At 59.8% G+C, this 14,229-nt stretch carries 10 protein-coding genes and 3 pseudogenes; 7 read left to right on the top strand and 6 right to left on the bottom strand.

Features of this window, described 5'->3' with window-relative positions; all coding sequences use genetic code 11:
* Both M0D64_RS43930 and M0D64_RS43925 read right to left on the bottom strand, forming a co-directional pair.
* On the bottom strand, positions 1–2,309 hold a 2,309-nt coding region (locus tag M0D64_RS43930; protein WP_266262181.1), incomplete at its 3' end, for an efflux RND transporter permease subunit.
* Positions 2,306–3,430 carry an efflux RND transporter periplasmic adaptor subunit gene (locus tag M0D64_RS43925; protein ID WP_266262183.1) on the bottom strand — a complete coding sequence of 375 codons (1,125 nt, stop codon included), beginning with the start codon at positions 3,428–3,430 and terminating at the stop codon, positions 2,306–2,308. The genes M0D64_RS43930 and M0D64_RS43925, both read right to left, overlap by 4 nt.
* Positions 3,431–3,800: 370 nt before the next feature.
* Between M0D64_RS43925 and M0D64_RS43920 the strand changes: the two genes are divergently transcribed.
* Positions 3,801–4,574, top strand: a complete 774-nt coding sequence (locus M0D64_RS43920) for a TetR/AcrR family transcriptional regulator (RefSeq protein WP_266262180.1) — start codon at positions 3,801–3,803, stop codon at positions 4,572–4,574.
* A gap of 10 nt (positions 4,575–4,584) precedes the next feature.
* Here M0D64_RS43920 and M0D64_RS43915 read toward each other — a convergent pair whose 3' ends face one another.
* Positions 4,585–5,640 (bottom strand): AI-2E family transporter, encoded by a 1,056-nt coding sequence (locus tag M0D64_RS43915; RefSeq protein ID WP_266262179.1) that lies wholly within the window; start codon positions 5,638–5,640, stop codon positions 4,585–4,587.
* A 309-nt stretch (positions 5,641–5,949) separates the two neighbouring features.
* Between M0D64_RS43915 and M0D64_RS43910 the strand changes: the two genes are divergently transcribed.
* The 3 genes from M0D64_RS43910 to M0D64_RS43900 are packed head-to-tail and all read left to right on the top strand — an operon-like array spanning position 5,950 to position 8,327.
* The gene (locus M0D64_RS43910) at positions 5,950–6,132 is read left to right on the top strand and encodes a hypothetical protein (RefSeq protein WP_121948129.1); all 183 of its coding nucleotides are present in this window, start codon (positions 5,950–5,952) and stop codon (positions 6,130–6,132) included.
* 29 nt (positions 6,133–6,161) lie between these two features.
* Complete coding sequence (locus tag M0D64_RS43905) at positions 6,162–6,875, top strand: LysR family transcriptional regulator (RefSeq protein ID WP_266262178.1); 714 nt, start codon at positions 6,162–6,164, stop codon at positions 6,873–6,875.
* Between the two features lie 33 nt (positions 6,876–6,908).
* A complete protein-coding gene (locus tag M0D64_RS43900; protein ID WP_266262177.1) occupies positions 6,909–8,327 on the top strand; it encodes an ISKra4 family transposase in 1,419 nt (472 codons plus the stop codon).
* Positions 8,328–8,472: 145 nt separating this feature from the next.
* On the opposite strand, the gene M0D64_RS43895 is transcribed toward M0D64_RS43900, so the two are convergent.
* Positions 8,473–9,954, bottom strand: a complete 1,482-nt coding sequence (locus tag M0D64_RS43895) for a sensor domain-containing diguanylate cyclase (protein WP_266262176.1) — start codon at positions 9,952–9,954, stop codon at positions 8,473–8,475.
* A gap of 580 nt (positions 9,955–10,534) precedes the next feature.
* On the opposite strand from M0D64_RS43895, the pseudogene M0D64_RS43890 reads away from it, so the two are divergent.
* Positions 10,535–10,945: pseudogene (locus M0D64_RS43890) on the top strand (ATP-binding protein); the annotation flags it as partial.
* Positions 10,946–11,014: 69 nt separating this feature from the next.
* Here the strand turns inward: M0D64_RS43890 and M0D64_RS43885 are convergent.
* Complete coding sequence (locus M0D64_RS43885; protein ID WP_266262175.1) at positions 11,015–11,326, bottom strand: P-loop NTPase fold protein; 312 nt, start codon at positions 11,324–11,326, stop codon at positions 11,015–11,017.
* Between the two features lie 124 nt (positions 11,327–11,450).
* A pseudogene (locus tag M0D64_RS43880) lies at positions 11,451–11,729 on the bottom strand (HU family DNA-binding protein).
* A 753-nt stretch (positions 11,730–12,482) separates the two neighbouring features.
* On the opposite strand from M0D64_RS43880, the gene M0D64_RS43875 reads away from it, so the two are divergent.
* A complete protein-coding gene (locus tag M0D64_RS43875) occupies positions 12,483–13,214 on the top strand; it encodes a J domain-containing protein (RefSeq protein ID WP_266262174.1) in 732 nt (243 codons plus the stop codon).
* Between the two features lie 512 nt (positions 13,215–13,726).
* Positions 13,727–14,229, top strand: a pseudogene (locus M0D64_RS43870) (hypothetical protein); the annotation flags it as partial.

The raw sequence follows: 14,229 nt of genomic DNA, 5'->3' as shown, positions 1-14,229 counted from the left end.
GTGACCGTGTAGCCAGAAAGCGTCATGGCCAGGAAGTTCGATACGTCCTCCGACGTCACACCGAGCTGGCGCGCCCGGTTCTGATCGACTTCGAACGAGATCGACCGTTCTGCCGGCTCGTCCCAGTCGAACTGGACGTTGCGCGTGCGGAAATCGGCACGGACCTTGTCGGCTACCGTTTCGGCAATGGAGCGCACGGTCGCGATATCGCTGCCGCTCACCCGGAACTTGATCGGGAAACCCACCGGCGGCCCATTCTCGAGCCGCGCCACACGCGCACGCACGCCGGAGAAATCCTTCTCGAGTTTCGCATCGAGCAAGCGCATCAACTCGTCGCGGTTTTCGACGCTTCTGGCCGTGATCACGAACTGCGCAAAGTTGGGCTGCTGAAGCTGCTGGTCCAGCGGCAGGTAAAAGCGCGGTGCGCCCGTGCCCACAAAGTCGACGAAGTGGTCGATCCCGGGATTGCCGTCGAGCGCCTTTTCCAGGCGCTTCGCTTCACGCAGCGTCGCCTCGAACGAAGCGCCTTCCGGCAGTCGCAGGTCCACGAGCAGCTCTGGCCGCTCCGAGTTCGGGAAGAACTGTTGCGGCACGCGCGTGAAGGCCGCCATCGCGATCGCAAAGAGCACGGCAGTGACGCCGAGCACGGCCCAACGACGGTCGATACACCACGATACCCAACCCGAAAGGCGCTGGTAGAAGCCGGTGTTGTAAACCTCGTGCTCGTGATGGTGGCCGCCGCCGTGGCCCTTGCGCTCGGGCAGCATGTGAAAGCCCAGCAACGGGACCACCACGACAGCCGCGAACCAGGACACGATCAGCGCAATGGCCGACACCTCGAAAATCGAGCGCGTGTATTCCCCCGTGCTCGATTTCGCAAGCGCAATCGGCAGGAAACCCGATACCGTGACGAGGGTACCCGTCAGCATCGGAAAGGCCGTGCTCGTATACGCAAAGGCCGCCGCGCGCGTGCGAGTCCACCCCTGCTCGAGCTTCACGGCCATCGTTTCGACGGCGATAATCGCGTCGTCGACGAGCAGCCCCAGCGCGAGCACGAGCGTGCCAAGGGAGACCTGGTCCAGCCCGATATTGAACACATGCATGCACAGCGCCGTCACGGCGAGCACGATCGGAATCGAGATCACGACGACCATGCCGGTGCGCAGGCCGAGCGAAACGAGGCTCACGACCAGCACGATTGCTACCGCTTCAGCGACCGACCTGACGAACTCGTCCACTGAATGCTTGACCGCGTGAGGCATGCTCGAGACGGGAGCCAGCTTGAGTCCCGCCGGCATGGCGGCCTGCAGTTCGGCGGCTTTCGCGTCGAGCGCCTTGCCGAGGCTGATCACGTCGCCGCCTTTTTGCATCGTCACGCCGATGCCGAGCACCGCCTGCCCCCCGACGCGCATCTCGGTGACGGGCGGATCGTCGTAGCCACGCGTGATCTTTGCGATGTCGCCGAGCCGGAACGTGCGTTTGTTCACGGTGAGGAGCGTGTCAGCAAGCGCCTGCACGTCCTTGAACGCGCCGCTCGGGCGCACGAACACCCGGTCGTCCGCCGTGGTGATGGTGCCGACCGGCGTCACCGTGTTCTGTGCGTCTATGGCCTGCGCGAGCTGCTGCGGCGTGATGGAGAGCCGGGTCAGTTGCGCATTCGATATTTCGACGAAGATGTGCTGGTCAGGATCGCCAAAGTAGTCGACCTTGGCGACACCGGGCACACGCAGAAGGACCGTGCGCAACTGATCCGCGTAGTCGTGCAGTTGCGCGGGCGTATAGCCGTCGCCTTCGAGCGCATAAATGTTCGTGTAGACGTCGCCGAACTCGTCGTTGAAGAACGGTCCAACCGTTCCCTTGGGCAGTGTCGCGGCGATGTCGCCCACTTTCTTGCGCACCTGGTACCAGGTCTCGGGGACCTCCTTGACCGGCGCCGAGTCCTTCATGGCGAAGAAAATCATCGACTCGCCGGGCCGCGAGTAGCTCTTGATGTTGTCGACGTACGGCGCGGCCTGCAACTGGCGGCCGATCCGGTCCGTGATCTGTTCCTGTACCTCGCGGGCAGTCGCGCCCGGCCAGTAGGTCTTGACCACCATGGTACGGAACGTGAACGGCGGGTCTTCCGACTGTGCAAGCTTCGTATAGCCGATCACGCCGAACAGCGTCGCAAGCCCGATCAGAAAGATGACGAGCTGCTGATGGCGCAACGCCCACGCGGACAGATTGAAACCGCCTTCGCTGGGTGCCTCGGCGCTAGGCGGGATGACGGGCGCGCTGTCGTGCGCGGCTTCACGGTCGCGGGCGTTCATGACGAAAAGTCCTCCGGATGGAGCGGAGCCACGACCTGCACGTGCTGGTTCGCGCTCACCGCGTGAACGCCTTGCATCACGACGCGGTCGCCGTCGTGAAGTCCGCCAATGACGGAGACGGTCCGCTCGTCGTAGCGCACGATGCTGACAGTGCGCAGTTCGAGGGTGTCGCTAGCGGCGCGCACCACCCATACAGCAGGGTTCTCGCCCTTGTGGAAGAGCGCCGTCACAGGCAGTGCGAACGGAGCCGCCTCCGCGACGTCGCTGGCGGCATCGAACGTGACATTGGCCGTCATGCCGACGCGGACTTCCGCGCTCGGCGCGGCTAGCGTGAGTTTCACGCGCCACGTGCGGCTTTGCGGATCGGCGGCGGGCGATACCTCGCGCACGCTCGCCTCGAAGCTTTTGCCGGGCAGCGCGGACAGGCTCACGCGCGCCTTGCTGCCGACGGTCAACGCGCCAAGCTCCCGCTCCGGTGCGTCGCAGACAATGTCCACGCTGCCGGTCCAGTCGATGTGATAAACCGCCTGGTCCGCCTGAACGTTCTGGCCGGTGTCCGCGTCCTCCGACTTGATGACTCCGTCGTGATCCGCGGTCAGCGTGGCGTAGCGCAGGTGATCGGTGGCGAGCGCCATTTGGGCAAGAGCCGAATCGCGCTGCGCGAGCGCCGTGGCGTAGGCGTCCTGGGTCTGCTCCATCTGCGCGGGTGCAATCAGGTTTGCCTGCGCCTGAGCTTTATCTCGATCGAGTTGCTGCCTGGCGTACACGAGACGATGTTCGGCGGCATCGAGTTGCGCGCGCGCGTTAACGAGGTTATTGCGCAGATCGGTGGGGTCGAGCAGCGCAACGATTTGCCCCGCCGTGACAGTATCGCCAAGATGAACCTTTCGTTCGATAACCTTGCCCCCCACTCTGAACGACAGCGGCGTGGAGTAGCGCGCCTCTACCTGAGCCGGCAATGAGGCAGTCGGAGTGCTTCCATCGGGATGAACCGCGAGCGCGACAACCGGTTTGGGCTCCGGCGGCGCTACTTCACCGCGGTGGCAGGCCGAGAGCAGAATTGCACCACAAGCCGCAACGAGCAGACGCCCTCTGAACGGTGGCCGGGAGATGGAAGACAGGAAGGGACGCGCGAATGTCCGCGCGTTAAGACCGGATAGTTTCACGATGTTTACAAGGCAGGTGATGGTCCAGCAAAAAAAATAGGCGAGGCATAGGAAGACACGGTGCGTCCGGCGGCATGCTTTTGCTCTACGCGCCAAGGACGGTTCCGTACGCCTTTAACTTAGCATTCCTACTTGCCGCTTCTGATACGAACCGCTTGCAACTCTCCATACTTCGTCATCGCACGCGGGTGGATACCGTCGCTTCTCATTTCGTCTACGCGGCCGCCGATTCTCCAGCGAAGGTGACATTAGACCCATAACTGATTATATTGTCAACCATGATGCATAGATCTAAAATATGACGATACCAAGACCTGGAGCCGAGATGCCTGATATCCCGAACCCCCGTGCAACCCGGCAGTGCGCGCAGAAGTTGCCCGGCCCGTCCCAAGCGGATGAAGCGTGCCAACCGCGCGGCGCCCGCCGCAAGCGCGAGACACGCGCCCGCCTGCTCGACGCCGCGCTGAAGCTGATGGCGGAAAGAGGAATGGATTCGGTGGCTATCAACGACATTACCGAGGCCGCCGACGTCGGTTTCGGCTCGTTCTACAACCACTTCGGGTCGAAGGAAGGCATCTTCACTGCGCTCGTCGAATGGGTGTTCGAGGAATTCGCCGATACGCTCGATCAGCTCGTCCGCGAACTGTCCGACCCGGCCGAAATAGTCGCCGTCTCAGTGCGCCACACGCTGATGCGCGCACGTCGTGAACCGGTATGGGGACGGCTTCTGATCCGCGAGGGATTTTCGGTGCATGCGCTGGGCTGGGGGCTCGGCCAACGATTGCTGCGCGATAGCCAAAGAGGCATTTCCGCGAAGCGCTTCGTCGTCCCGGATCACTTGATGTGTGTTGTGTCGGTCACGGGCATCATTTTCGCGGCGATCGCCGCCGAGTTGCACTTTGCCGTATCGGTGACGCCGACGGTCCGGCGGCAAAAAGCGTCAGGCGTCGGCGAACAGAACTTCGCGGAACGGGTGGCGGCGGTCGTGCTGCAGGTGCTTGGACTCAAGCGCGCGGAGGCGGAAAGAATTGCGCGCCTGCCGTTACCCACGGGCAGACCGGACACCAAGGTTTGCAGAGCAAAATCGCGCGCCTGCTGATCAATGCCTGCTATCCCCCGTAAAACGCGCTCGCCAGATAACGGCCGCGGAGTTCGCGCAGGCCTGCGGCCAGAATTGCGCTGGCTGGAAGCGCGAGCAGGACCCCAAAGAATCCGAAAAGCTGGTCGAATGCGAGCAAGGCGAAAATCACCGCGAGCGGATGCAGGCCAATGCGCTCGCCGACGAGGCGTGGCGTGAGAATGAAACTTTCGAGAATCTGGCCAATGCCGTACACGACCACCACCGCGCCAACGCCATACCAGCTGCCGAATTGCAGCAGCGCGGAGAGAAGCGCAAGGGCCAGTCCGGTCGCGAATCCGATGTACGGAATGAACACGGCGAGCCCGGTAAAGAGACCGACCGGCAGCGCGATCTCGAAGCCCGCGACCGTCAACGCGATTGGATAGAACGTAGCGAGCATCCCCATCACGAGCAGTTGGCCGCGCAGGTATTGCGACAGCATCTGGTCTATGTCTGTCAGGAACTTTCGCGTCTTGCCAAGCCAGGGTCGCGGCACGAAGCTTTCCAGGCGAGCGAATGCCTCGTGCCTGTCATGGAGCAGATAGAACAAAACGAGCGGCACCAAGACGATGTTGCCCACGACGGTAATCATCATGTTGCCGCTCGTGCGCAGGGACAGCCACGCAGCCAGTGCGATGGTCTGTTCGCTCGCCTTGAGGTCCATCGTCAACATCTCACGGACATGGCTCAAATCGAACGAATAGCTCAGGCCCAGCAAGGCCAGTTTGGGTTGTAACCATGCGTTGAGTGTGGCTGCTAGAGAAGGAATCCGCACGATCAGTTCAGGCCCTTCTTTATGAATCACGGCAAACACAAGCAGAACGAGCAGCGTGGCCATCACACCAAACAGAAGCATCATTACGAGCGCGGCGAGTCCGCGTGGCGTGCGATGGCGCACCAGCCACTCTACTCCCGGTTGAAGGATATATGCGATGAGCCCGCCAAGCAGGAACGGCGTAAGGACCGGGCGCAAGATCCAAAGCAGGACGCCAGCCGTCAAGGCGACCGCGCCCCATAGCAAGGCCTGGCGATGGTGCAAAGTCATAAGTGCAACGTATGGTGAATAAATCGGGGGGGGGCCCGCATTGGGATGTCGCCTGGGGCAGGCAGACAGGCCCGCGCCATTAGTGATAATGTTATCACTTTTGGTTATCTGGTCAACTATGACATTTAGAACGCCTTACGCTGAATCTCGCGGGTCGGCTTCTCCCGTCTGGCCCGCTCCGGATGCTTGGCACGCTTTAGTTGACATTTTTATCAGTGATGAGTTTAATGTCATAAATGCTCGACACCGACCGCCGGTGGCAGCCAGACCGTTCGTAGGACGCAAGTTAAATTTTTTGCAGGATTTCCTGTGGCGCAACAATCCAGACCCCAAGGCGTGCAACCGAAACCCCATGCCGTTCACGAAATCGTGCAGCATGCATTGCGCAGTGCCGCGACAGCCGCAACAGCCAATGGCGCTATCGACGCGCTCGGCGACGCCCTTCTCGAGCTCGAACGCCTGGTTGGAAACAGCAGCCAGCAGAAGCACTGAGCCGTTACCGGTTCAGACAGGACGTCCCAATGGAATACATCGAAAGCTTGCGTCTATTTCGCACTATCGTCGAGGTCAAAAACTTTAGACGCGCGGGGGAAATTCTGGGCTTATCGCCGTCGGCGGTCTCTCGCGCGATCGCTTCTTTGGAGGACCGCCTAAGCTCGCGCCTGTTCCATCGCTCCACCCGCCAGTTTTCGCTGACAGAGGTTGCCGAGCGCTTTTATGACGGGTGTTGCCGCATCCTCGACGATCTCGACTGCCTGGAAGCCGACGCCGCTAACCATGGCCGAGTGCCGGCCGGCGTACTTCGGTTGGTCGCCCATACGACTGCCACGCTGACATGGCTTGCGCCACTGGTTGCATCCTTCAAACGTAAGCATCCAAACATCGCGCTGGATGTCACGCTCACCGAGCGGCCAGTTGATCTGACAGCCGACGGCTACGATCTCGGTATCGTCCGGCCTTTCATGCTCGCGACGGATCTGGCCGTGACCCGGCTTCTCCAGCGCTTGCCGTTGGTTATCGTCACAACGGAGGCTTATCTGAGAACGCGATCTCGGCCCCGGCATCCAATGGATCTTGTGGACCATATGTTCGTCACCGTGCCTCCTTCAATGCACAACCCGATCGTGACGATTCGAACGGAGCGGGAAAACGTTGCCGTGCCGATCAACTACGAGATCACGTCGAACAATCCAGGGAGTGGACAAAAAGTGGGGGAGCGCGGCGTTTTGCCCTAAGCTACCTTCGACACCCGTTCAGCGAGGTGACGGATGGATATGCACTGGACGATTTACCTGCAGCGGGATGGTGCCGACGAGAATGTGCCGTTGGCCAGGTTTCAGCGCCCGCTCGAAGGAGCGACCCCGGCTGACTTCGGATTGTCGATGTCTGAGGCAAGAAGCCTCCTTTCCAGTCTTCAACAAGTGGTGGCTCAAGACCAGATCCGCGCCTACGATGCTCGACGCCGCCGCTGCAGACATTGCGGGCGATACCGCCGTATAAAAGACTGGCGCCCGCGGGTGTTTGCGACCGCGTTGGGCAGTGTCAAAGTTCGAGTGCCCCGGGTGATATCGTGCTTGTGCACCCCAGAGCCGCTCGACGAGAACGATGACTCAGCGGATCTTCGATTCTCTGAGGGCCCGATAGAAAGTTTGCTACCGGGACGACGTACGCCGGAGCTTGCATACCTGTGTGCGAAGCAAGGCGCTGCCGTTTCCTGCCGGTCTGCTGCACGCAATGTCGCCGATCTCACCGGGTTGCACACCCTGTCTCACGCCACTGTTCGCAAAGAGACGCTCAACTGCGGTGAGCACATTGAAAACGACCAGTTCCACGTTGGGTGGTTCGCGGGAACCCAACACCGTGGTGGAGCGAAGCACCTGCGTCTCGCAATTGACGGCACGGTAGTCACGGCGGTGCCGCTCGAAGAGGTGCGCAGGTTCGAAGTTATCGCGGGACGTGTCGAGTGTGAGGGGATAGCGGCTCGACGATTCGCATGTGCTCTCCAGCGTCCAAGCCTGACGCGCGTGCTTATCGCTGCTGCACTCGACCAGTGTGGCTGGGTCCGTTCTACTTTGGTCGACGTGGTCACAGATGGTGCTCGGGGTATGCGATCGTTAGTGACTTCAGTGGCGCCTTGCGTCGCACCGCGGATTCTTGACTGGTTTCACATCGGCATGAAACTTCACGCTGTGCGGTCGGCGCTCTGCGCATACACATTTCCTCTCTACCAGCGACCGGTGGTGATGCGGCGATGCGAGCGACTAATAAATCGCGTGCGCGACAAGCTGTGGCGCGGCCGGGGCGACGCGGCAATCGAGATCCTACGTACGCTCATCGCCTCCCTGAATCTTGAGATTGGATCTTTGCCACAGTTCTATGGTCTCGGCGCCGGCACAGCGAGTAGCGCGGCCGCTCGATTATTGACCTTCCTTGTGAACAATCGCAGCGATCTTATCGACTATCAACAAGCACGTATGATCGGCCGTCGGGTATCGTCGGCCTCGGCCGAATCGGTCATGAATCATTTGATAAACCGACGGCTCACGAAACGTCAACAAATGCGTTGGTCGTTGAAGGGCGCTCACTACCTACTGCAAACCCGAGTAGAACTGCTCGACGGGAGGCTGGAGACGTGTTTCGCCAAGCGCTTTCCTCACTTCAGATCGCCGGAGGTCGCTCGACAATGAGCGCCTCTCCCCCACTTTTTGTCCACTCCCGGCATCTGTGAACACCTACAGCAGCAGAGGCCAATAACACCTCTGATCCTCACTACATCTGGCAATGAGGATTGGACAGGTCGGGAACTGTGATGCCGGCGCTCGGCCTGACGACTCACCCGGCACAAATACGGCCTGTATCGGACACTATCCGATTAGCGAGATCCCGATTCTTGGCTTGATACATCGCGCAGTCTGCCTTCCTGATGAGTTCGCTTGAATCCTCGCCAGCTTTTAGAACACCAATGCCGAAGCTCGCACCGACCACCTCAACACCACAACGTAAATTCATCGGAACCTGCAGAGCTGCGATCAGTTCGGCGACCATCTGCTCGACTACGCCGGTCGGAGTGGCGGCCCTGCGCACGATAAGGAACTCGTCTCCGCCAAGGCGCCCTACTACAGCGTGCGTCTGTACGGTAGCTTGCAGGCGCATCGCCACCATAACGAGAATTTCGTCACCACACTGGTGACCGTACGTATCGTTGAACTGCTTGAAGTTGTCCAGATCGACAAAAATGACGGCGACTTTGCCGACCGCATCCGGTGCTGCGATTGCCTCATCAAGCAGATCGACAATTTTGCCGCGGTTCGGCAAATCCGTGAGCCGGTCCGTTTGAGAAAGACGCCGCAACTCCTCTTTACCCTTCAGGAGTTTGAAGAGCAGAACTGTAATCCAGGTCGACAGCGCAGCGAGCATCATCGAGATTGTCGATGCCATCGACACGTACACGCGACGCATCCTGAAATAGTCGTCCAGAGCTTCATCGACGGAAAGACCGGCGACGACAGTTAGCCCGTATTTTTCCAGGTGGCGACTTGCTACAACGCGTTCGACATGATCGATCGGATCTGAGAAGTCGGCCAGCGCCGTCTTGCCCAGGTTGACATAGCTGCTGGGTAGCGCCTCGCCAGACCGGCTCGGTGAATTTCCCGCACGACGCGACAACATGAAACCGCGATCGGACAAAACTGCAATCATGCCCCGCGCGCCCAGCGCGGCATTGTTGTAGAAGCCATCAGTCAGATAGGCCGGATCTTCCGAAACGATCACTACCCCGCCGAACCCTCCCTCCGGGCGATCGATACGACGAGTTCCCTGAACAGACCACTGTCTCGAAATACGTCCAAGCACAGGTTGGCTGATGAAGAGTCCAATGTCTGCAGGAGCAAGATGGACCCGAAAATGTTCCCGGTCTCTGAGATCAACCGTACCGGAAAATGGCAAGGTCGATGCAATCACGCGACCGCCGGCACCCGCAATTGTGACCTGCAGTGCAGTGTCGGCGGTAATCAGTCCATATGCGCGGTACGCTGCGAGATTGAAGGTCTCCGGCATGCGTTCATAGCCGTATTTGACCAACAACGCGATCTCGTCGATGTCGTGGACAGTTTTGAGCGTATGGGTTTCCAGGGCATCGGCGAGCGTGCGGGCAGCCACGCGTGTGTCGCGCATCACTGCGGACTTCTCAACCTGCAGGCGCAACAGTATTGTTACCCACAATATGCCAAGGACCAAAACGGTCAGCGCGGGCACTAGAACCAAAGCGTGACGGTACGAGCTGGTGCCGGTCCTGGCGTAAATTGTTCGATCCATAGTCGTTTTCATGCTGCACTGGCGAGCGCGAGTCTTTCAGTGCGCCGAATGGTCAGCACGTTGGGCAACTTGACAACATATCCCCATTCGAGGCGCTCCCCGATCAAGTGTCGCAAGCCGCGTTTTTAGATCGCGCAATGCTATAACGACATTCCCCAGACAAAGTTTATTGTTTGACAGAAAAAGTACGATCGTATCGTCATATGATATTATAAATAAGGCTTTTCCTGTTTCGCATGTCAGTCGATGGACAATTATGGCCGAATCAACATTCCCATACCGGTGAGTAATCATTCGACTTTCTCAAATGATTAACATGTCACAGAGCGAATACATATCGCTTCCCACGACGTTTATCAAAAACAGGCCCCGTTCCAAGTCGACGAAACAGGAGCATGCCTATTTCATGGCGGTCTGCCATCTAAGTTACTCAGTCGTAGTCCACAATAAGTTTGTTTCCAGCCTTGGCTAGCAACGGGCGCGAAAGCGCGACAGTGTTGACACTTCCGTTTGCAGTTGTTGGTGTTCAGAATCGCTGCTAGCCAGTGATCATGGCGGCGCTAGCATGATCAAATGACGCTACTCGACCGTGGATCTGACCAACGCACTGGAGCAGGAGAAGGCGCAGGGCCGCGCCGGACGGATCGCGGCGAGCCTGCTGCGCCTCGATCTCGTCATTCTGGATGAACTCGGATATTTGCCCTTCAGCCAGGCCGGCGGGGCACTGCTGTTCCACCTTCTGAGCCGCCTGTACGAGCACACGAGCGTTGCCGTCACAACGAATCTGGACTTCGCTGAATGGTCCAGTGTGTTCGGCGACGCGAAGATGACCACGGCATTGCTGGACCGGCTGACGCACCACTGCCACATCGTGGAGACCGGCAACGAAAGCCATCGTTTCCGGCATAGCAGCGCCAGTGCAAAGAAACGCATCCGGTCGCGTGAAGCGGCGCGCAAGGGCGAGGTCGCTGGCGCTTCCGAATCCGCGTGACCTCGTTCGCCGCGCAGGGGAAGCTGCTACGGGCTACGCCCTTCGCAGCTTCCCCTGCGCAACGCACCCTCATACGAAGGAGGACAACGACTTTTCCACGACTGCGGGATCGAAGGCAAGTACGAACGCGAAACCAGGAATATCGAGGAGTTCACGTACGGCCATCAGGATCTGGGGAATCGCCTGCGGATTGGCACGGTCAAGGTCATCAATCACCACGACGACCCGTTTCACGCGTGCGGTCACAAGCATCCGGCCTATCGCGTGACGCCCCAGACGAAGGTAATTCTGAAGGAGCGAGTGGGTCTTCGTGACGAGTTCGTCAGGTACCTTGACGCCCTTGAGTTGCGCGCCGGCAGCCGCGCCTTGCAGAAGCGGCAACAGGTGTCCCGAACCAAACGCCCGTAAAGCTTCTCCGCGCACTCAGTGGGGGGCTGACCTAGATGAATTGGACGTACAAGTCGCACAGACACCGTCAAAAGATCCCATAGGCTTACCTGCCATTTCAGGTGCCGTTCACCGCATCCTTAAAAGCCTTGCCGGCAGTAAACTTGACCGTCTTCGCTGCCGGAATCTGGATCTCCGCACCGGTCGCCGGATTGCGACCGACCCGCGCGGCGCGAGCGCCGGTGGAAAACGAGCCGAAGCCGATCAGTTGCACGGTGTCGCCTTTCGTCACGGCCGTTGTGATTGTGCCGATCAACGCATCAAGAGTGTCGGCGGCCGTCGCCTTGCTGGCGCCAGTTTTAGCGGCGATTGCATCGACGAGTTCCTACTTGTTCATTGTCGTTCCTGTTTGAGGTAGTGGTGATGTCGCAACCCTAACCGAACTTGACCGGCGACGGCCAATGCGGCCGGAGACCGCACGTGTCGGCCCGGCACCGCGCGCTACCTCCAATTGCACAATAGCCGGCACCCCGCCCCTTCCGCCGGCAGCGTCCTTCCAGCTCCATTCTGGGGCGAGCCCCGTGGGATTGAGCCTGCAGCGCGGGCCCCCGGCCTAGCGTCTGATGCTGTCCGGGCGTCAGACGCTCCCGCAAGCAAAGTTGTTACTACCGTTGTGCGGCGCAGCATTTCCCATGGCGGCGCTTCCACAAAGGCCTCAGCGCGCCACACCTCGTCAACTAAATTTGTTACCACTGTGCTGCCCGGCTGCAACTAACTTTGTAACGCAATACAGTCGATGGCCGTCCTGCTGCAGCGAAACCGTCGCGGTATAAACGTTGATCAAGACTCTCTGCAGCTAAGGCGCAAGCCGGCCAGCAGGGGACCTTCGACAAGCGCGCGTAAATCGTTGAAAATCCTTTCCTATACAGCCGAATTCTGCCCACCCTCCAGAAAACTAGGAGGATATCCGCCGTTTCCAGTCCACGCGCACGGTGGTGTGGCGTCGTGGGCATAATGCTCGAAGGGGGCGTTTCTATGGTTGACCCCGTTGACCTGTTCGACGTCACGGCCTACGGCAAGTCCTGCCACGCGCTGCAATAAATCACGAAACTCCGCCGGCGTGCGGGGCACACAACAATTCCAGACCGCGATGCACACTCACTATGACAACCTGCGCGTGACGCGCAACGCGACACACGGCGTCATCAAGGCAGCGTACCGCGCGCTGAGCCAGGAGTTCCACCCGGACAAGAACCCTGGCCGTGACACGACGCGGATTATGAAAATCATCAACGAGGCATATGCGGTGCTGAGCGACCCGGCGGCGCGGGCTCGGTATGACACTACGCTGGCGGGTGATGAGCGGCAGTCGAGCAGCGCGCAGCGGGCCGCGGAAGCGGCCGAGCGTCAGCGACGTGCAGGTGAGGCTGAAGCGGCTGCAAAGAAGCGGCGAGAGGACGAGGCCGCAGAGCACAAACGTCAGGCTGAAGCAGCGCCTAAAAAGATAGTTGAAGAATGCTCGAGAGCTCTGGGACAGCTTGGCTACCGACTTGCGCAAAAGGCGGTAGGGTGGGAAGTCCGCGAGCCACTCGGTGGACGGGCTCGGATCGGGTCGCTGGAAGATCTCGTTGATTACACGAAGTCAAAGCAGTTTCAAAATAGACAGCGTGGGGCCGCAGACGCTAAAGACGTAGTTGAGGAATCAAATCCTAAAAGCGTTGAAGAATGTACGGGGGTTCTTGCGCAGCTTGGCTACCGACTTGCTAAAAAGGCGATGGGGTGGGAAGTCCGAGAACCACTCGGTGGACGCGCTCGGATAGGGTCTCTGGAAGAACTCATTGACTACACGAAATCAAAGCAGATTCAAGGAAGTCGACGGTAATCGACCGCGACTCAGGGCACAGAAAGGGCGCGCTCCAAACAGCGCATACGAAGTTGTCGGCAGGCTCGTCCGCTGGGGTTCAAACGGGAAGGATTTTCGGAGCATTATCTTCGCATCATTGGCCAACCGGGATCGTGAGCGATGGCGTTGCTGGCCGTCATCCACGACTAACCGCGACCTACAGTAACCCACTAACCGCGACCCCAAAATCGAGCATTGACCGTCCGCAATCGAGCAGCGGGGAGGCCTGCTTCGGGTCGACAAGCGTCTTCCGCGACATCCCCCTTCGAGCTTTTGAGACGCTCTGCGCGCTGATCGTGTTGGCTGCAATCAACGCAGTCCGATTGTCTGGAGTCCTCCAATCGTTAGCGTGACGCTGCTTTTCGCGTGCCGGCATCGACTTCTTTCGCCAATCCCGACTACCGAGTGGCCATCGTCCACGAAGGCCGCAACGCGCCGCGCGAAATCGCCTACCCTTGTTTCTGGTGTATCGAGACGACGCCGGAGTCACGATGAGACGACGTTCACGGTTGCGCGTATGCGATCATTCGCAAAGTGCCGGCCTCTACCCGGGCGACATCGATCTCGCAACCTGGCCCGGAATCGACAGAGCTGCCCTCTCCCCTGAGCGTGAAACGTTGTACGCGCGACGAGAGCGCGCTATCCGCCTGTACCTCGACGGCGCTACTGACGCGCAGCTTAAGACGGCATGCGGGATGGGCCGGGTCCAGACCTACCGCTTGCTCACCGAGCGCTGCCTCGCCTCCCACCCCGACGGAGATGTTCACGGCTGGCGCGGACTGCTGCCTTATGTGCGCGTTAAGTCTTACGACAGAAAGGCGCCCATCAAGCCTGACGCATGGGGCGGCGGAGCGGCCGGTGCGCTGCAATGGGTTTTTGAGTCCCCAGCAGGGCGTGGGTTCGAAAGCCAACTGCGCGAGCACATCCTGCGCAAACGCAGCGTTCTCGAATCACCACATCGGCCGCGAATGGCGGTGTTCCGATGGTTTCTCGC

The organism is Paraburkholderia sp. WS6 (genome assembly GCF_030464835.1).
GTDB classification, from domain to species: domain Bacteria; phylum Pseudomonadota; class Gammaproteobacteria; order Burkholderiales; family Burkholderiaceae; genus Paraburkholderia; species Paraburkholderia madseniana.
This window is presented reverse-complemented; position numbering and strand designations above follow the sequence as displayed.

What these genes read in the sequence shown, in the direction of transcription:
- M0D64_RS43920 (WP_266262180.1), top strand. Translation starts at nt 3,801, where the DNA reads ATGCCTGATATCCCGAACCCCCGTGCAACCCGGCAGTGCGCGCAGAAG.
- M0D64_RS43915 (WP_266262179.1), bottom strand. Translation starts at nt 5,640, where the DNA reads ATGACTTTGCACCATCGCCAGGCCTTGCTATGGGGCGCGGTCGCCTTG.
- M0D64_RS43905 (WP_266262178.1), top strand. Translation starts at nt 6,162, where the DNA reads ATGGAATACATCGAAAGCTTGCGTCTATTTCGCACTATCGTCGAGGTC.
- M0D64_RS43900 (WP_266262177.1), top strand. Translation starts at nt 6,909, where the DNA reads ATGGATATGCACTGGACGATTTACCTGCAGCGGGATGGTGCCGACGAG.
- M0D64_RS43895 (WP_266262176.1), bottom strand. Translation starts at nt 9,954, where the DNA reads ATGGATCGAACAATTTACGCCAGGACCGGCACCAGCTCGTACCGTCAC.
- M0D64_RS43875 (WP_266262174.1), top strand. Translation starts at nt 12,483, where the DNA reads ATGCACACTCACTATGACAACCTGCGCGTGACGCGCAACGCGACACAC.